Here is a 16,261-nt window from a genome sequence, read left to right on the forward strand (position 1 = left end):
GTAACCCTGAGGGGCGACCCATGACGTATGCGATTGAGGCGGAAGGACTGGTCAAGCGGTTCAAGGAGACCGAGGCGCTGGCCGGGGTCGACCTGGGAGCCCGGCAGGGCTCGGTGCTCGGGCTGCTGGGTCCCAACGGCGCGGGGAAGACGACGGCCGTGCGGATCTTCGCGACGCTGCTCCAGCCGGACGCGGGCCGGGCCCAGGTGGCCGGGCACGACGTGGTGCGGGACGCGGGGATCGTGCGCGCGCTGGTCGGGCTGACCGGGCAGTACGCCGCGGTGGACGAAAACCTGACCGGCACGGAGAACCTGCTGCTCATCGGCAGGCTGCTCGGCCTGCCGCGCGGGGAGGCGAAGGCACGCGCGCGGGAACTGCTGGAGCGCTTCCAGCTGACGGACGCGGCCGGGCGGGCCACGAAGACGTACTCGGGCGGTATGCGACGGCGCCTCGACCTCGCCGCGAGCCTGGTCGGCCGACCCAGCATCCTCTTCCTCGACGAACCCACGACCGGCCTGGACCCGCACAGTCGAGGCGAGCTGTGGGACCTGCTGCGGGGCCTGGTCGCGGACGGCGCGACCGCCCTGCTGACCACGCAGTACCTGAACGAGGCCGATGTGCTCGCCGACGACATCGTGGTGATCGACAAGGGCCGGGTGATCGCCGAGGGCACCCCGGACCAGCTGAAGTCCCAGGTCGGTGGCCAGGTGCTGCAAGTGCGGCCGCTGATCGCGGAGGAGCTCGGGCGGGTGCACGCGCTGGTGGCCCAGGCGGCCGGCGCCCAGACCCAGATCGAGGGCGAGACGGTCACGGCCCCGGTGAAGGACCCCGAGCTGATGCCGGCCGTGGTCCGCACGCTCGACCGGGAGGGCATAGCGGTGGGCGAACTGGCGCTACGGCGCTCCTCGCTCGACGAGGTGTTCCTGGCCCTGACCGGCCACCGCGCCGAGCCCGAGGGCGAGCCGGAGGACGACGGCGGCGAGCCCGTCCGCGAGGACACCGAGCTGGAGAGGGCGGTGAACTGATCATGACCGCCACGACCCTCACGGCCCCCCTCACCAAGTCGGGCCGGGTACGGCCGCTCGCCGGACTCCAGCAGACCTTCACCATGGCCTGGCGGAGCCTGGTCGCGGTCAAGCACAACCCGCTCGAACTGGTCGACTACAGCATCACGCCGATCATGTTCGTGTTCCTGTTCACCTACGTCCTGGGCGGGCAGATGGCCGGATCGCCCGAGGCGTATCTGAGGTACGCGCTGCCCGGGATCATCGTGCAGAACACCCTGTTCATGACGATGTACACGGCGATGGCGCTCAACACCGATCTCACCAAAGGCGTCTTCGACCGGCTGCGCAGCCTGCCGATAGCCCGCTCGGCACCGCTGATCGGCCGGATCACGGCGGACCTCGCCAAGCATCTGTGGGCGCTGCTGCTGATGATCGGGCTCGGGCTGCTGCTCGGCTTCCGGGTCACCGGCGGGTTCGACGGCTTCCTGCTCGGCACCCTGTTGGTGATCGTGTTCGCGGCGGCGGTGTCATGGAGCGCGGTGCTGATCGGGATGCTGGCGGGGGACGCGGAGAAGGTGCAGGCGTTCGCGTTCACCCTCATCTTCCCGATCACCTTCACCAGCAGCGCGTTCGTCAGGGTGGAGACGATGCCGGGATGGCTCCAGGCGTGGAGCGATGTGAACCCGGTGACCCATCTCTCGGACGCCTTCCGGGGGTTGCTGATCGGCGGTCCGGTGGCGGAGCCGGTGCTGTGGTCGCTGGTGTGGGCGGCCGGGATAGCGCTCGTGTTCTATCCGCTGGCGATGAGGGCGTATCGGGCGAAGACATGAGTCCTCGAAGGCGTAAGGCCGTGGGAATTTCCGAAATCGGGCAGGCTACGGCCTGTTCGGCGATGGATTCGATCGTAGGCTGCCGCTCATGTGCGGAATCGTGGGATACGTGGGGTCGCAGTCGGCGCTCGATGTCGTGATGGCCGGGCTGAAGCGACTGGAGTACCGGGGTTACGACTCGGCGGGCGTGGCCGTGCTCGCGGACGGCGGTCTGGCCGCCGCGAAGAAGGCCGGAAAGCTACTCAACCTGGAGAAGGAACTGGTCGACCGTCCGCTGCCGAGCGGCTCCACCGGCATCGGGCACACACGCTGGGCGACACACGGCGGACCCACGGACGCGAACGCGCATCCGCATCTGGACAACGCCGGACGCGTGGCCGTCGTCCACAACGGCATCATCGAGAACTTCGCGCTGCTGCGGGCGGAACTGGCCGAGCGGGGCCACGACTTGACCTCCGAGACGGACACCGAGGTGGTCTCCCACCTGCTCGCGGAGGAGTTCTCCTCCTGCGCCGACCTCGCGGAGGCGATGCGGCTGGTGTGCCGGCGGCTGGAGGGGGCGTTCACCCTGGTCGCGGTGCACGCGGACGAGCCGGACGTGGTCGTCGGCGCGCGCCGGAACTCGCCGCTGGTGGTGGGCGTGGGAGAGGGCGAGGCCTTCCTGGCCTCCGACGTGGCGGCCTTCATCGCCCACACCCGCTCCGCGATCGAACTGGGCCAGGACCAGGTGGTCGAGCTCCGCCGCGACGGCGTCACGGTGACCGGCTTCGACGGCAGCCCGGCCGGGGTCCGCTCGTACCACGTCGACTGGGACGCCTCGGCCGCCGAGAAGGGCGGCTACGACTACTTCATGCTCAAGGAGATCGCCGAGCAGCCCAAGGCGGTCGCCGACACCCTGCTCGGCCGCATCGACGCGGCCGGCTCGCTGACGCTGGACGAGGTGCGGATCCCGGCGAGCGAACTGCGGGAGATCGACAAGGTCGTCGTCGTGGCCTGCGGTACGGCCTTCCACGCCGGGCTGATCGCCAAGTACGCCATCGAACACTGGACGCGGATTCCCTGCGAGGTGGAGCTGGCGAGCGAGTTCCGGTACCGGGACCCGATCCTGGACGCGCGGTCCCTGGTCATCGCCATCTCCCAGTCCGGCGAGACCATGGACACGCTGATGGCGCTGCGGCACGCCCGTGAGCAGGGCTCCAGGGTGCTGGCGATCTGCAACACCAACGGCTCGACGATCCCGCGCGAGTCGGACGCGGTGCTGTACACGCACGCGGGGCCCGAGGTGGCGGTCGCCTCGACGAAGGCCTTCCTGACACAGCTGGTGGCCTGCTACCTGGTGGCGCTGTACCTGGGCCAGGTGCGCGGCACCAAGTGGGGCGACGAGATCCGGGCGGTCATCCGGGACCTGGCGGAGATCTCCGGCGAGGTGGAGCGCGTACTGGAGACGATGGAACCGGTACGCGCGCTGGCCCGCTCCCTGGCCGCCAAGAACACGGTCCTGTTCCTGGGCCGGCACGTGGGCTATCCGGTGGCGCTGGAGGGCGCTCTGAAGCTGAAGGAGCTCGCCTACATGCACGCCGAGGGCTTCGCGGCGGGCGAGCTGAAGCACGGGCCGATCGCGCTGATCGAGGACGACCTGCCGGTGGTGGTGGTCGTCCCGTCACCGCGAGGGCGTTCGGTCCTCCACGACAAGATCGTGTCCAACATCCAGGAGATCAGGGCCCGGGGCGCACGCACGATCGTGATCGCCGAGGAGGGGGACGATGCGGTTGTCCCGTACGCGGACCACCTGATCCGCATCCCGGCGACGCCGACGCTGCTCCAGCCGCTGGTGGCGACGGTCCCGCTCCAGGTGTTCGCGTGCGAGCTGGCGACGGCCCGGGGGAACGAGGTGGATCAGCCTCGGAACCTGGCGAAGTCGGTGACGGTGGAGTAGGTCACCGCGTCAGGGCCAGCGTGCCTCCGACCGGCAGGGCGTGCCAGCCGCATGACCGTGCCGCACCTCCCACACCGGTACGGCGATGCCCGCCAGCTCCTCCGACCTCGCCATGTCGGCCTGGGCCTCGGGGGACGACTTCGGGCGCTTGGACTGCCAGGCGGCCGTAGACGCCGAGCTTGATGACCGCCTCCGCCTCGACCAGGAAGTGCATGGTTTTCACCAAGGGTCCCGGACGAGCTACGGCATCGCCGTGCACCGCGAGACGGGCGCCGCGCTGGCCCCGCGCAACGGTCCCGGCGGGCACCCGTACCTCCCGCACGACCTGGTTCTTCCGGGCCTCACTCCCGTACGTCCCGCCAGGCCCTGACGATGCCCTCCGCCACGTCCTGCGCCCCCACCGGCGCCCCGTCCGCCGCGTACCGCCCCGCCAGACCGTGCAGATACGCCGCCACGCTCCCCGCGTCCCGCGCCGCGAGTCCCGACGCCAGCAGGGAGCCGGACAGGCCCGACAGAACGTCGCCGCTGCCTGCCGTGGCCAGCCAGGACGTGCCGGTCGCGTTCACCCGTACCGGCGTTCTCGCCTCCGGGTCCGCCACCAGCGTCGTCGAGCCCTTCAGCAGTACCGTCGCCCGGTACCGCGCCGCCAACTCCCGTACCGCCGAAAGGCGGGACCCCTCGACCTCCTCGCGGGACACGCCCAGCAGTGCCGCCGCCTCTCCGGCATGCGGGGTCATCAGGGTCGGGGCCGTGCGGGTCCGTACCGCCTCCCGGTCCGCCAGGCGCAGGCCGTCCGCGTCCAGCAGGACCGGTACGTCCGCCTCCAGCACCTCCGCCACCGTCGCCGCGTCGTCCCCGGCGCCCGGCCCGACCACCCAGGCCTGTACCCGGCCCGCCTTGCCCGGGCCCTTGTCCGAGACCAGGGTCTCCGGGAAGCGGGCCAGTACCGCCTCCCCCGCCGGGCCGACGTACCGCACGGCTCCCGCGCCGCCCCGCAGCGCGCCCGCGACCGCCAGTACCGCCGCCCCCGGGTACCGCGCGGAACCGGCCGCGATGCCGACCACGCCCCGCCGGTACTTGTCGCTCTCCGCGCCCGGCACCGGCAACAGCCGTGCCACGTCCGCGTGCTGCAACGCCTCGACTTCCGCCTCTTGCGGCAGCTCAAGGCCGATGTCGACCAGGCGGACCGTACCGGCGTACTCCCGCGCCGGATCGATCAGCAGGCCCGGCTTGTGGGTGCCGAAGGTGACGGTGAGGTCGGCGTGGATCGCCGGGCCGCGCACCTCGCCGGTGTCGGCGTCCACCCCGCTCGGCAGGTCCACGGCCACCACGGTGGCCCGGGAACGCGCCGCCGCCTCGGCCAGCGGTGCCGCGTCCGGCCGTAGGCCGCCCTTGCCGCCGATTCCGACGATGCCGTCCAGCACCAGGTCCGCCCGGTCGATCAGCGGTGCCGCCGCATCGGTCCCGGTCACGCTTCCGCCCGCCCCGCGCAGTGCCGCGAGGCCGCCCGTGTGCGCCCGCTCGGGCGCCAGCAGTACCGCCGTCACGCCCGCGCCCCGTCGGGCCAGTCGGGCACCGGCGTAGAGCGCGTCGCCGCCGTTGTCGCCGCTGCCGATCAGCAGCACGACGCGGCTGCCGTAGACCCGGCCGAGGAGGTCCGCGCAGGCCGCGGTGAGGCCTGCCGCCGCCCGCTGCATCAGCGTCCCCTCCGGCAGCCGAACCATCAGTTCCCGTTCCGAAGTCCTGACCGTCTCCACGCTGTACGCAGTACGCATACGGTCGAGTCTCTCGCGCCCCTCAGCCTTCCGCGACCACCACCGCCGAGGCCACGCCAGCGTCATGACTGAGAGACACATGCCAGGACCGCACGCCGAGTTCCGCCGCCCGGGCCGCCACCGTCCCCGTCACCCGGAGCCGCGGCTGCCCGGAGTCCTCGACGAAGACCTCCGCGTCCGTCCAGAGCAGGCCCGCAGGCGCGCCCAGCGCCTTGGCCAACGCCTCCTTCGCCGCGAACCGCGCCGCCAGCGAGGCGACACCCCGCCGCTCCCCGCTCGGCAGCAGCAACTCGCTGTCCAGGAACAGACGTCGGGCCATCCCGGGCGTCCGCTCCAGGGAAGCCGCGAAACGGTCGATCTCCGCCACGTCGATACCGACCCCGATGATGCTCATGCCGAGCACCTTATGACCGGCGCCTCGATGCCTGCGTACGTCCGAGTGACCCCGCCGCGCGGCACGTCCTCGGCGCTCAGGCCGCGCGGTTCGCTGATCGCATGATCTGTTCGCGTGTTGCGTATCGGGGTGTCGCGGCTCTGGTGGCCACGGCCTTTGTGCTGCCGGCGGGAAGTGCTGTCGCCGGGCCCGGGCCCGAGGCCGAGTTGGTGCCCGGCGTGGCGCCCAAGTCGTGGGTCATCGACACGCCCGACCAGATCCTGCCGCCGACCGTGTACACACCCGGTGGGCGTGAAGACGCCGTTGAGCCGCGGCAGGCCGTCGAGGGGGCCTACGACCTCGTCGAGTACGTGCCTCTCGGGGACGCCGTGATGCGCGTCGCGTGCAGCAAGCGGGCCGGCCCCTATCAGCGGCAGGTCGAGCGGTGGCTGAAGCTCAAGGTGGACGGGAAGCAGTCCGCCGCCGACTGCCGGGCCATCCGGGCCTTTCAGCTCAAGCACAAGATCAAGCCCGCCATCGGCTTCGCGGGGCCCGTCACCTGGGCCACCATGCAACTCGTCGGCGCGCGCAAGAACCCGAACGCCGCCAAGAAGTGCCCTGTGCGGTCGTATCGCGTCGCCTGTGTCGATCTCAGCCGGCAGCTGACCTGGGTGCAGAAGGGGAAGAAGGTCGTCTACGGGCCGGTGCCCATGCGCAGTGGGCGGGCCGGGTACCGGACCCGTACCGGATGGCACAAGGTCTACTGGAAGCACAAGAACCACGTGTCGACGCTCTACCACCAGCCCATGCCCTACTCGCAGTTCTTCAGCGGCGGGCAGGCCTTCCACGCCGTCTACGGGTCGATCTTCACCACCGTCGGGTCGATGGGATGCGTCAATCTGCGGCTCGGGGACGCCCGGAAGCTGTGGAAAGTGCTGAAGAAGGGGGACCGGGTGTACGTCTGGGGGAGGCGACCCGGAACCTAGGGCTCGACCGGCCTGTCGGACCCCTCTGAGACACTGGGGGCGCCATGACTGAAACAGCTGCCCTGCGGACCGCGCCCCTGCGGGCCCGCGCCGAGATCGATCTGGCCGCCGTGCGGGCCAATGTGCGGGCCCTGCGCGCCCTCGCGCCGGACGCGGCCCTGATGGCCGTCGTGAAGTCCGACGGATACGGCCACGGCGCACTGCCCTGCGCCCGCGCGGCCGTCGAGGCGGGGGCGACCTGGCTGGGCACCGCCACGCCCGAGGAGGCCCTCGCACTGCGGGCGGACGGGCGGCTGCCGGACGACGTCCGGATCATGTGCTGGCTGTGGACCCCGGGCGGGCCCTGGCGGGAGGCCATCGAGGCCCGTCTGGACGTCTCGGTGAGCGCTTTGTGGGCCCTGCGCGAGGTCACCGCCGCGGCCCGCGAGGCCGGTCTTCCCGCGCGCGTACAGCTCAAGGCCGACACCGGCCTCGGGCGCGGCGGCTGCCAGCCCGGCGACGACTGGGCCGAGCTGGTCCGGGAGGCGCTCGCCGCCGAGGGGGAGGGGCTCGTGAAGGTGACCGGGCTCTGGTCGCACTTCGCGTGCGCCGATGAACCCGGGCATCCCTCCATCGACGCCCAGCTCGAACGTTTCCGGGAGATGCTGGCTCACGCCGAGGAGCAGGGCATACGCCCCGAGGTGCGGCACATCGCCAATTCCCCGGCCACGCTGACCCGTCCGGACAGCCACTTCGACCTCGTACGGACCGGCATCGCGCTCTACGGCGTCTCGCCAAGCCCCGAGCTGGGCAGTCCCGCCGACTTCGGGCTGCGGCCGGTGATGACGCTGTCCGCGTCCGTCGCGCTCGTCAAGCACGTGCCCGGTGAGCACGGTGTCAGCTATGGGCACCACTACACCACCCCCGGTGCGACCACCCTTGGACTCATCCCCGTCGGGTATGCGGACGGTATCCCTCGGCACGCCTCCTCCGCCGGGCCGGTACTGGTCGGCGGCAAGTGGCGGACCGTCGCGGGGCGGATCGCGATGGATCAGTTCGTGGTGGACCTGGGCGGGGACGAGCCCGAACCGGGTGAGCGGGCCGTGCTCTTCGGGCCCGGTGACGGCGGTGAGCCCACCGCCGAGGACTGGGCGCAGGCCGCCGGCACCATCGCGTATGAAATCGTCACCCGGATCGGAATCCGTGTTCCCCGCGTCTATGTGAACGAGAGCCAGGCTGGGTGACGCCCCAGCGGCGAGCAGCAGTCCGGTGAAGAGGAGCGGTACGTGAGCGAGAGCAGTGCGGAGGCCGTCGCGGCCGTCGCCTCCGCCGGGAACTGGCGCCGCGCGACGGGTATCGCGGGTGCCGCGATAGGCGTGGTCGCCGCGGGCGCCGCGGCCGGGGTCGCCATAGAGCGGCTCACCGTCGGCCGGGGGATGCGGCAGAAGGCCCGTCTCGCGCTCGACTCGGCGGGCCCCTACGGCGCGCTGCGCGGCATGCCCGGCAAGGCCTACGCCGATGACGGCACCGAGATCTACTACGAGGTCGACGACGTCGAGCCCGAGGGCGGCTCCGCCCCGCGCAGGCGCCGGCTGTTCGGGCGCAAGGCCCCGGCTCCCGTCACCGTCGTCTTCAGCCACGGCTACTGCCTCAGCCAGGACTCCTGGCACTTCCAGCGGGCGGCGCTCAGGGGTGTCGTACGGACCGTGCACTGGGACCAGCGCAGCCACGGCCGCTCCGCGCGGGGTGTCGCGCAGGTCGAGGACGGGGTGCCGGTCGACATCGAGCAGCTCGGACGGGATCTGAAGGCCGTCATCGACGCCACCGTGCCGGACGGGCCGATCGTGCTCGTCGGCCACTCCATGGGCGGGATGACCGTCATGGCGCTGGCCGACCAGTACCCCGAGCTGATCCGGGACCGGGTCGTCGCCGTCGCTCTGGTCGGTACGTCGTCGGGGAAGCTCGGCGAGGTCAACTTCGGGCTGCCGGTAGCCGGCGTCAACGCCGTGCGCCGGGTGCTCCCCGGAGTGCTGAAGGCGCTCGGGCAGCGGGCCGAGCTGGTGGAGAAGGGGCGCCGGGCCACCGCCGATCTGTTCGCCGGGATCATCAAGCGGTACTCCTTCGCCTCCCGGGACGTCGACCCGGCCGTGGCGCGGTTCGCCGAGCGGATGATCGAGGCCACGCCGATCGACGTGGTCGCCGAGTACTACCCGGCCTTCGCCGACCACGACAAGACCGAGGCGCTCGCCCACTTCGCGGATCTGCCGGTGCTGGTGCTGGCCGGGGTCAAGGACCTCGTCACGCCGAGCGAGCACAGCGAGGCCATCGCCGATCTGCTGCCGGACGCCGAGCTGGTCCTCGTGCCGGATGCCGGGCATCTGGTGATGCTGGAACACCCGGAAGTGGTCACCGACCGTCTCGCCGACCTGCTCACCCGCGCGGGTGCGGTGCCCGCGGGCGCTACCGTGGGTGGCTATGGAAGCAGCACCGCACAACCAGGCTGAGACCGAGCTGACCATCACCTCTCCCGAGCAGATGCGGGAACTCGGCCGCCGTCTCGCCAAGCTGCTGCGCGCCGGTGACCTCGTGATGCTCAGCGGGGAGCTCGGCGCGGGCAAGACGACGCTGACCCGGGGGCTCGGTGAGGGCCTCGGGGTCCGGGGCGCCGTCACCTCCCCGACGTTCGTGATCGCGCGCGTCCATCCGTCCCTCGGCGACGGTCCTCCGCTCGTCCACGTCGACGCGTACCGCCTCGGTGGCGGGCTCGACGAGATGGAGGACCTCGACCTCGATGTCTCGCTGCCCGATTCCGTGATCGTCGTGGAGTGGGGCGAGGGCAAGGTCGAGGAGCTGACCGAGGACCGGCTCCAGGTCGTCATCCACCGGGCCGTCGGCGACACGACGGACGAGGTCCGGCATGTCACGGTGACCGGGCTGGGGGCGCGCTGGGTCGAGGCGGGTCTCGAAGGGCTGTCCGCCTGAGACGTCGATGAACATTCCGACAAGACGTCGGCAAGATATTGCGTTCGCCGTCCCGGGCGTGGTCACATGGTACCCAGCCCGTAGTTAGGTGTACCTAACTACGTCCGCCCCCGGCTCCCAGGAGGCGTCCATGTCGGTCACGGAACGGGACGCGACGCCACCGCGTCCGCTGTCCGGAGTGTCCATGCGCGACCTGCTGGCGGCATGCGCCGCGGCAACCGCCGTATCGACACCGCCGCGCGCCCCGGAACCGAGTGCTCCGCGGACGCAGGAGCGCAAGGCGGCCTGAGGTCTCAGCGGATCACGACGACCTTGTGGCCGATCGTCGCGAACTTCCACATCGCGTCGCCGTCCGCACGGGTCTCGCGGATGCCGCCCGTGCGGGCCGTATTGCCGGGGGCCGGGGCCGGGTTGTCCACCGCCGCGCTGAAGCCGATGGCGACGCCGCCCACACTGGTGAAGCGGACCACGTGCTCGACGGGGACGCCGTCCGTGCCGGTGACCTTGTTCGAGCGGGAGGTGACCGTGTAGACGCCCGGGGCCGGGTCCACCGTGCCGGGGTCCACCTCGAAGGTGCGCCTGACCTTGTCGTCCGCGCCGACCAGCCACACCCGGTCGTCGTCCACCGAGTACACCACCCGTTCACCCTTGCCGGACCCGGCGGGCAGGGCGGCGGGCTGCTCCTTGTCGCGGGGTGCCTTGGAGGCGGCCACCGCCGGCGTGCTGCCGGTGTGCGGGCGGCCCAGGTCGGCCGGAACGTTCGCCGAGGCCTGGTAGGCGAGGAAGCCGACGGTCATCAGGGCCGCCGTGGTGAGCCCGGCCACGAATCCGGAGCTGCTGCTTGCCACCGTCGCCCACCTCTTTGTCGTACGTCGTGCCTCGCGGCGACGGTAGCAGCCGGTGACCGCTCCTCCCGGGCGGCCGTGCCCCGGCGCGGGGAGCCGTAGGCTGTTTGCGTGCTCTTGCTCGCTCTGGATACCGCCACCCCCGCCGTCACCGTCGCGCTGCACGACGGCACGGACGTCATCGTCTCGTCGAGTCAGGTGGACGCCCGCCGTCATGGTGAGCTGCTGCTGCCGGCCGTCGACCGAGTGCTCGCCGAGGCGGGGCTGAAGCTCGACGCCGTCACCGGCGTCGTCGTAGGGACCGGGCCCGGCCCGTACACCGGGCTGCGGGTCGGTCTGATGACCGCCGACACCTTCGGGCTCGCGCTCGGCGTCCCCGTGCACGGTGTGTGCACCCTCGACGGTCTCGCCTACGCGGCCGACATCGACAAGGGCCCCTTCGTCGTGGCCACCGACGCCCGGCGCAAGGAGGTCTACTGGGCGACGTACGCCGACTCCCGCACCCGTCTGACCGACCCGGCGGTCGACCGCCCCGCCGACATCGCCGAGCGGGTCGCGGGGCTCCCCGCGGTCGGGGCCGGTGCGCTGCTGTACCCCGACACCTTCCCCAAGGCGCATGAGCCCGAGCATGTCTCCGCCGCGGCCCTGGCCGCCCTCGCCGCCGAGCGGCTTGCCGCCGGTGAGGAGCTGCCCGCGCCGCGGCCGCTGTATCTGCGCCGGCCCGACGCCCAGGTCCCCAAGAACTACAAGGTGGTCACCCCCAAGTGACAGCGGTACTGCGCGAGATGCGCTGGTGGGACATCGATCCCGTGCTGGAGCTGGAGAAGGATCTCTTCCCCGAGGACGCCTGGTCCCGGGGGATGTTCTGGTCCGAGCTGGCCCACGCGCGCGGTGCCGAGGCGACCCGGCGGTACGTCGTGGCCGTGGACGGCGACCGGATCGTCGGCTACGCGGGGCTCGCCGCCTCCGGGATTGCGTCTGACAGCGGCTGCGCCGCGGTCGGCGACATCCAGACCATCGCCGTCGCCCGCGATTACTGGGGCACCGGCCTCGGCGGGCGGCTGCTGACCGAGCTGCTGCGGGCGGCCACCGCCTTCGAGTGCGCCGAAGTGATGCTGGAGTGCCGGATCGACAACGTCCGCGCCCAGAAGATGTACGAGCGCTACGGCTTCGAGGCCATCGGGTTCCGGCGCGGCTACTACCAGCCGGGCAATGTGGACGCCCTGGTGATGCGCCTCACCGACCCTTCCACCTCAGTACAAGGAACCGAGATCCATGGCTGACGAACCCCTGGTCCTGGGGATCGAGACCTCCTGCGACGAGACCGGCGTCGGCATCGTGCGCGGGACGACCCTGCTGGCCGACGCCGTCGCGTCCAGCGTCGACGAGCACGCCCGCTTCGGCGGGGTGGTGCCGGAGGTCGCCTCCCGGGCGCATCTGGAGGCGATGGTGCCGACCATCGACCGCGCGCTGAAGGAGGCGGGGGTCACCGCCAAGGATCTGGACGGGATCGCCGTGACCGCCGGTCCGGGCCTCGCCGGTGCCCTGCTCGTCGGGGTCTCGGCGGCGAAGGCGTACGCCTACGCGCTCGGCAAGCCGCTCTACGGTGTGAACCATCTCGCCTCGCACATCTGCGTGGACCAGCTGGAGCACGGCGCCCTGCCCGAGCCGACGATGGCCCTGCTGGTGTCCGGCGGGCACTCCTCCCTGCTGCTGTCGGGTGACATCACCTCCGACGTCCGGCCGATGGGCGCCACCATCGACGACGCGGCCGGCGAGGCCTTCGACAAGATCGCCCGGGTGCTGAACCTGGGCTTCCCCGGCGGCCCGGTCATCGACCGGTACGCGCGCGAGGGCGACCCGAACTCCATCGCCTTCCCGCGCGGGCTCACCGGGCCCCGCGATCCGGCGTACGACTTCTCCTTCTCCGGTCTGAAGACGGCCGTGGCCCGCTGGATCGAGGCCAAGCGGGCCGCGGGGGAGGAGGTGCCGGTGCGGGACGTGGCGGCCTCCTTCCAGGAGGCGGTGGTGGATGTGCTGACCCGCAAGGCGGTCCGGGCCTGCAAGGACGAGGGCGTCGACCACCTGATGATCGGTGGCGGGGTGGCGGCGAACTCGCGGCTGCGGGAGCTGGCCCGGCACCGCTGCGAGGCGGCCGGCATCGAACTGAGGGTGCCGCGGCCCAAGTTGTGCACCGACAACGGCGCGATGGTCGCCGCGCTCGGCGCGGAGATGGTCGCGCGCAACCGGCCTGCGTCCAGCTGGGACCTGTCGGCCGACTCCTCCCTGCCGGTGACCGACCCGCATGTGCCGGGACACGATCATGTGCACGAGGTCAGCAAGGAGACCGCATCCGACAACGGCTCCGCCGCGGGGTACCCGTGACGGTCGCGCTGATGTGGGAGGCCAGGGCGGCCGAGGGCCGGGGCGAGGAGCTGCTGGCCTGGGTCTCCCGGCAGCAGCTCGCCGAGCGGCCGCTGCGCCGGGAGACCTTCCGGGCCCCGCAGGACCGGGTGCTGGTCATCACCTGGTGGGACGGCGACTTCGACGCCGTAGTGCCCGAACTGCCCGAGCCGGACGGCGAGTTGGTCACTCGGGCAGTGCACCGGTGGCGGTTCGAGTCAGTGGCCGGGGGCTGAAGGAAAGACGCCAGGGCTTGTCGGGGTCGTGGCCCCGCCACAGCACCTTGCCGTGCCGGCGCTCCCAGTCCGCGGCCAGCCCCGCCTGGCCCAGCCAGGCGAGCGCCAGCCAGAGGGGGAACAGGGACGCCGCGGGTTCCCAGGCGAACGCGACGCCCAGGGTCCCCGCCGTCATCGTGACGAACAGCCACGGGTTGACCGGACGGCGGAGCAGGGACGTCTCCGGCGGCGGCTCCTCCAGCGGGACCGCCGCCTCGAAGTCCAGCACCTCGCTGAGCCACTTGATCCGGGTCGCCTGCGCCAGCGTGAACAGCGTCGCGAACCCGATCAGCCCGGTGAGGAACAGCGGCAGGCCCATCGCGCTGACCGGCGCTCCATGGGCGCCGACGGTCGCCGGGATGCAGACGGCGGACACGGCCAGCACCGTGATGACGGACCGCAGTTCATGGTGGACGTACCTGTCCATCGCAACCCTCCCCGTTTCCCGGAGCGAAGGTCAGGACACCACCGCCTCGCACACCAGCCGTCGGTCCGGGCCGAGCACCCGTACCGGGCCGGTGAGGGTCAGTCGAGCCGTGTGCAGTACCTCCGCGCTGGACACCCCCAACCGTAGTTCCAGCACGCCCGGTTCGACCACCTTCAGATTTGAACGATCTGTGAAGGCGGAGAGGTCCGCGTGGAATCGGAAGCTCACCCGCCGGGACTCGCCGGGCGCCAACTCCAGCCGCTGATAGCCGATCAGACGGACGTCCGGCCGGGTCGCCGAGGCCACCGGATCGTGCAGATACAGCTGCACGACCTCCGCGCCCTGCCGGTCACCGGTGTTGCGGACGGTCACGCTCATCTCGTACGAGCCGTCCGTGCCGATCTCCGCCTCCGCCGCGTCGGACTCCCAGGCGAAGCCGGTGTACGAGCGTCCGTGGCCGAAGGGATACAGCGGGGTCGGGTCCAGGTTGCTGACCTCTCCCGCGAGGCCCAACGGTGGCTGGAGATACGTCCACGGCTGGCCGCCGGGTACCCGTGGGACGCTCACCGGGAGGCGTCCCGACGGGTTGACCCGGCCCGACAGCACTCCCGCCACCGCCGGGCCGCCCTCCTCGCCGGGGAAGAAGGCCTGGACGACCGCGCCGAGGCGGCCGTGCCAGCGGCCGAGCGCATAGGGGCGGCCGGTGAGGAGCACCAGCACGACCGGGACGCCCGTCGCCACCAGCGTGTCCAGCAACTCGCCCTGCACACCCGGCAGTTGCAGGTCCGTCACATCGCAGCCCTCGCCCGAGGTGCCGCGTCCGAACAGGCCCGCCCGGTCGCCCAGTACCGCGAGGCACACATCCGCCTCGGACGCCCGCGCCACCGCCTCCTCGAAGCCGCCGGTGTCGGGGTCCGACACCCCGCAGCCCTCGGCGAACGTCACTTTCGCGTCCGGGAGTTCGGTGCGCAGTGCCTCCAGCACGGTCGGGATGTCGATGCCCATCGGGACGTCGGGGTGATGGGTGAGGACATGGGACGGGAAGGAGTAACAGCCCAGCATGGCCAGGGCGTCGGCGGCGCGTGGGCCCACGACCGCGATCCTGGTGTCCGGGGCCAGCGGCAGCACCCCGTCCGGGTTGTCCAGCAGCACCACCGACTCCTCGGCCAGACGCCGGGCCAGGGCGCGGTTGGCGGTGGAGTCGAGGTCGATGCGTGTCTTGGGCTCCGGGTCCCAGTCCTCGTCGAGCATGCCCAGTTCGCACTTCTGGAGCAGGACGCGGCGGGCCGACAGGTCCACCAGTTCCTCGGGGACCTCGCCCGCGCGGACGGCGTCCACGAGCGGTTTGCCGTAGCACTTCAGGGTCGGCAGCTCCACGTCGATCCCGGCCCGCAGGGCCGCGTGCGCCGCCTCGGCGTCGGTGGCGGCCACGCGGTGCAGCGACCGGAGGAAGCCGATGCCGAAGTAGTCCGAGACGACCGTGCCGGTGAACCCCCACTGGTCCCGCAGGAGTTCGGTGAGCAGCCCGGGGTCCGCCGAGGCGGGGACGCCGTCCGTCTCGGTGTACGCGGCCATCACACTGCGCGCCCCGCCCTCGCGCAGCGCCATCTCGAACGGCGGCAGCGTCACATCGGCGAACTCCCGCACGCCCGCCCGCACCGGCGCGAGATTGCGGGCGCCCGCCGAGGAGGCGTACCCGGCGAAGTGCTTGAGCGTGGCGATCACCCCGGCGGACTCCAGGCCCCGCACATAGGCGGTGCCGATCGTGCCGGTCAGATACGGGTCCTCGCCGATCGTCTCCTCGACCCGTCCCCAGCGCGGGTCGCGCACGACGTCCAGGACGGGCGCGAGCCCCTGGTGGACGCCGGCCGAGCGCAGGTCCTCGCCGATCCGGCGGGCCATCTCCTCGACGAGCGGGGCGTCGAAGCTCGCCCCCCAGGCCAGTGGCACCGGGTAGGCGGTGGCCCGCCAGGTGGTGAAGCCGGCCAGGCACTCCTCGTGGGCGACGGCCGGGATGCCGAAACGTCCGGCGGCCGTGATACGGCGCTGGGCGCGGGCCAGCGCCTGCGCACCTAGCGCCGGGTCCACGGGGGCGGTGCCGAAGGAGCGGGTGAGCTGGCCGAGGCCATGGCCGATCAGCTCCTCCCAGTCGTGGTCGGCGGTCATCTCACGCTGCAGCGGGGCGACTCCGTCGCCGTCCGTGGCGGCGCCCACCCACACGCCGTAGAGCTGGGCGGTCTTCTCCTGAAGGGTCATCCGGGAGAGCAGGTCGTCGACGCGGGCGGAGGCGGGCAGTGCGGGGTCGCGCCAGGGGGCGGTGGTCATGAAACTCCTGTCGGGGCGGATGGCCTCTCGCGAATGTTTCGTTATTCACCTCGAATGTTCCGGGAACCTAGGCGTGGTGAGAAGGGTTCGTCAAGAGGGGACGCAGGGATACGATCGC

General features: G+C 71.8%; 18 protein-coding genes. 13 read left to right on the top strand and 5 right to left on the bottom strand.

What is annotated here, in order from left to right; genetic code table 11:
- Nucleotides 1–20: 20 nt before the first annotated feature.
- The 4 genes from H4N64_RS06640 (at nucleotide 21) to H4N64_RS06655 (ending at nucleotide 4,143) form a co-directional block, all read left to right on the top strand.
- Nucleotides 21–1,025, top strand: a complete 1,005-nt coding sequence (locus tag H4N64_RS06640) for an ATP-binding cassette domain-containing protein (RefSeq protein ID WP_186281151.1) — start codon at nucleotides 21–23, stop codon at nucleotides 1,023–1,025.
- A gap of 2 nt (nucleotides 1,026–1,027) precedes the next feature.
- Nucleotides 1,028–1,837, top strand: coding sequence for an ABC transporter permease (locus tag H4N64_RS06645; RefSeq protein WP_186281152.1), 810 nt, complete (start codon nucleotides 1,028–1,030; stop codon nucleotides 1,835–1,837).
- An 88-nt stretch (nucleotides 1,838–1,925) separates the two neighbouring features.
- The gene (gene glmS, locus H4N64_RS06650) at nucleotides 1,926–3,773 is read left to right on the top strand and encodes a glutamine--fructose-6-phosphate transaminase (isomerizing) (RefSeq protein WP_186281153.1); all 1,848 of its coding nucleotides are present in this window, start codon (nucleotides 1,926–1,928) and stop codon (nucleotides 3,771–3,773) included.
- Nucleotides 3,774–3,858: 85 nt separating this feature from the next.
- Nucleotides 3,859–4,143, top strand: coding sequence for a hypothetical protein (locus tag H4N64_RS06655; RefSeq protein WP_186281309.1), 285 nt, complete (start codon nucleotides 3,859–3,861; stop codon nucleotides 4,141–4,143).
- Here H4N64_RS06655 and H4N64_RS06660 read toward each other — a convergent pair.
- Nucleotides 4,115–5,548 (bottom strand): NAD(P)H-hydrate dehydratase, encoded by a 1,434-nt coding sequence (locus H4N64_RS06660; protein ID WP_186281154.1) that lies wholly within the window; start codon nucleotides 5,546–5,548, stop codon nucleotides 4,115–4,117. The two genes, H4N64_RS06655 and H4N64_RS06660, sit on opposite strands and share 29 nt — an antisense overlap.
- Before the next feature lie 22 nt (nucleotides 5,549–5,570).
- Complete coding sequence (locus H4N64_RS06665; protein ID WP_186281155.1) at nucleotides 5,571–5,942, bottom strand: holo-ACP synthase; 372 nt, start codon at nucleotides 5,940–5,942, stop codon at nucleotides 5,571–5,573.
- Between the two features lie 101 nt (nucleotides 5,943–6,043).
- Between H4N64_RS06665 and H4N64_RS06670 the strand changes: the two genes are divergently transcribed.
- From H4N64_RS06670 to H4N64_RS06690, 5 genes are all read left to right on the top strand, one after another.
- Nucleotides 6,044–6,907 (top strand): L,D-transpeptidase family protein, encoded by an 864-nt coding sequence (locus tag H4N64_RS06670; RefSeq protein WP_186281156.1) that lies wholly within the window; start codon nucleotides 6,044–6,046, stop codon nucleotides 6,905–6,907.
- 44 nt (nucleotides 6,908–6,951) lie between these two features.
- Nucleotides 6,952–8,130 (top strand): alanine racemase, encoded by a 1,179-nt coding sequence (alr, locus tag H4N64_RS06675; RefSeq protein WP_186281157.1) that lies wholly within the window; start codon nucleotides 6,952–6,954, stop codon nucleotides 8,128–8,130.
- A gap of 42 nt (nucleotides 8,131–8,172) precedes the next feature.
- A complete protein-coding gene (locus tag H4N64_RS06680; RefSeq protein WP_186281158.1) occupies nucleotides 8,173–9,390 on the top strand; it encodes an alpha/beta fold hydrolase in 1,218 nt (405 codons plus the stop codon).
- On the top strand, nucleotides 9,362–9,868 hold the full coding sequence (gene tsaE / locus H4N64_RS06685) for a tRNA (adenosine(37)-N6)-threonylcarbamoyltransferase complex ATPase subunit type 1 TsaE (RefSeq protein WP_186281159.1): 507 nt from the start codon (nucleotides 9,362–9,364) through the stop codon (nucleotides 9,866–9,868). Before H4N64_RS06680 ends, tsaE begins: the two co-directional genes overlap by 29 nt.
- Nucleotides 9,869–9,998: 130 nt before the next feature.
- Nucleotides 9,999–10,157: a hypothetical protein gene (locus H4N64_RS06690; protein WP_186281160.1), complete on the top strand. Its 159-nt coding sequence runs from the start codon at nucleotides 9,999–10,001 to the stop codon at nucleotides 10,155–10,157.
- Between the two features lie 4 nt (nucleotides 10,158–10,161).
- Here the strand turns inward: H4N64_RS06690 and H4N64_RS06695 are convergent, their stop codons facing one another.
- A complete protein-coding gene (locus H4N64_RS06695; RefSeq protein WP_186281161.1) occupies nucleotides 10,162–10,716 on the bottom strand; it encodes a hypothetical protein in 555 nt (184 codons plus the stop codon).
- A gap of 108 nt (nucleotides 10,717–10,824) precedes the next feature.
- On the opposite strand from H4N64_RS06695, the gene tsaB reads away from it, so the two are divergent.
- The 4 genes from tsaB to H4N64_RS06715 are packed head-to-tail and all read left to right on the top strand — an operon-like array spanning nucleotide 10,825 to nucleotide 13,352.
- A complete protein-coding gene (gene tsaB / locus H4N64_RS06700; RefSeq protein WP_186281162.1) occupies nucleotides 10,825–11,481 on the top strand; it encodes a tRNA (adenosine(37)-N6)-threonylcarbamoyltransferase complex dimerization subunit type 1 TsaB in 657 nt (218 codons plus the stop codon).
- A gap of 17 nt (nucleotides 11,482–11,498) precedes the next feature.
- On the top strand, nucleotides 11,499–11,996 hold the full coding sequence (rimI, locus tag H4N64_RS06705) for a ribosomal protein S18-alanine N-acetyltransferase (protein ID WP_186281301.1): 498 nt from the start codon (nucleotides 11,499–11,501) through the stop codon (nucleotides 11,994–11,996).
- Nucleotides 11,989–13,098, top strand: a complete 1,110-nt coding sequence (gene tsaD, locus H4N64_RS06710; protein WP_186281163.1) for a tRNA (adenosine(37)-N6)-threonylcarbamoyltransferase complex transferase subunit TsaD — start codon at nucleotides 11,989–11,991, stop codon at nucleotides 13,096–13,098. The genes rimI and tsaD overlap by 8 nt, the downstream gene beginning before the upstream one ends.
- Nucleotides 13,095–13,352: a hypothetical protein gene (locus H4N64_RS06715; protein WP_186281164.1), complete on the top strand. Its 258-nt coding sequence runs from the start codon at nucleotides 13,095–13,097 to the stop codon at nucleotides 13,350–13,352. Before tsaD ends, H4N64_RS06715 begins: the two co-directional genes overlap by 4 nt.
- Here the strand turns inward: H4N64_RS06715 and H4N64_RS06720 are convergent.
- Nucleotides 13,303–13,818 (bottom strand): hypothetical protein, encoded by a 516-nt coding sequence (locus tag H4N64_RS06720; RefSeq protein ID WP_186281165.1) that lies wholly within the window; start codon nucleotides 13,816–13,818, stop codon nucleotides 13,303–13,305. The genes H4N64_RS06715 and H4N64_RS06720 overlap by 50 nt on opposite strands.
- Before the next feature lie 30 nt (nucleotides 13,819–13,848).
- Entirely contained in the window at nucleotides 13,849–16,143 is a 2,295-nt protein-coding gene (locus H4N64_RS06725; protein ID WP_186281166.1) for a beta-xylosidase/alpha-l-arabinosidase, read from the bottom strand.
- Between the last annotated feature and the right edge of the window lie 118 nt (nucleotides 16,144–16,261).

The sequence above is a fragment of the Streptomyces cupreus genome (genome assembly GCF_014257025.1).
GTDB lineage: Bacteria > Actinomycetota > Actinomycetes > Streptomycetales > Streptomycetaceae > Streptomyces > Streptomyces cupreus.

Coding starts and splice junctions, on each gene's coding strand:
- H4N64_RS06640 (WP_186281151.1), top strand. CDS start 21: ATGACGTATGCGATTGAGGCGGAAGGACTGGTCAAGCGGTTCAAGGAG.
- H4N64_RS06645 (WP_186281152.1), top strand. CDS start 1,028: ATGACCGCCACGACCCTCACGGCCCCCCTCACCAAGTCGGGCCGGGTA.
- glmS (WP_186281153.1), top strand. CDS start 1,926: ATGTGCGGAATCGTGGGATACGTGGGGTCGCAGTCGGCGCTCGATGTC.
- H4N64_RS06655 (WP_186281309.1), top strand. CDS start 3,859: ATGCCCGCCAGCTCCTCCGACCTCGCCATGTCGGCCTGGGCCTCGGGG.
- H4N64_RS06660 (WP_186281154.1), bottom strand. CDS start 5,548: ATGCGTACTGCGTACAGCGTGGAGACGGTCAGGACTTCGGAACGGGAA.
- H4N64_RS06665 (WP_186281155.1), bottom strand. CDS start 5,942: ATGAGCATCATCGGGGTCGGTATCGACGTGGCGGAGATCGACCGTTTC.
- H4N64_RS06670 (WP_186281156.1), top strand. CDS start 6,044: ATGATCTGTTCGCGTGTTGCGTATCGGGGTGTCGCGGCTCTGGTGGCC.
- alr (WP_186281157.1), top strand. CDS start 6,952: ATGACTGAAACAGCTGCCCTGCGGACCGCGCCCCTGCGGGCCCGCGCC.
- tsaE (WP_186281159.1), top strand. CDS start 9,362: ATGGAAGCAGCACCGCACAACCAGGCTGAGACCGAGCTGACCATCACC.
- H4N64_RS06690 (WP_186281160.1), top strand. CDS start 9,999: ATGTCGGTCACGGAACGGGACGCGACGCCACCGCGTCCGCTGTCCGGA.
- rimI (WP_186281301.1), top strand. CDS start 11,499: ATGCGCTGGTGGGACATCGATCCCGTGCTGGAGCTGGAGAAGGATCTC.
- tsaD (WP_186281163.1), top strand. CDS start 11,989: ATGGCTGACGAACCCCTGGTCCTGGGGATCGAGACCTCCTGCGACGAG.
- H4N64_RS06720 (WP_186281165.1), bottom strand. CDS start 13,818: ATGGACAGGTACGTCCACCATGAACTGCGGTCCGTCATCACGGTGCTG.
- H4N64_RS06725 (WP_186281166.1), bottom strand. CDS start 16,143: ATGACCACCGCCCCCTGGCGCGACCCCGCACTGCCCGCCTCCGCCCGC.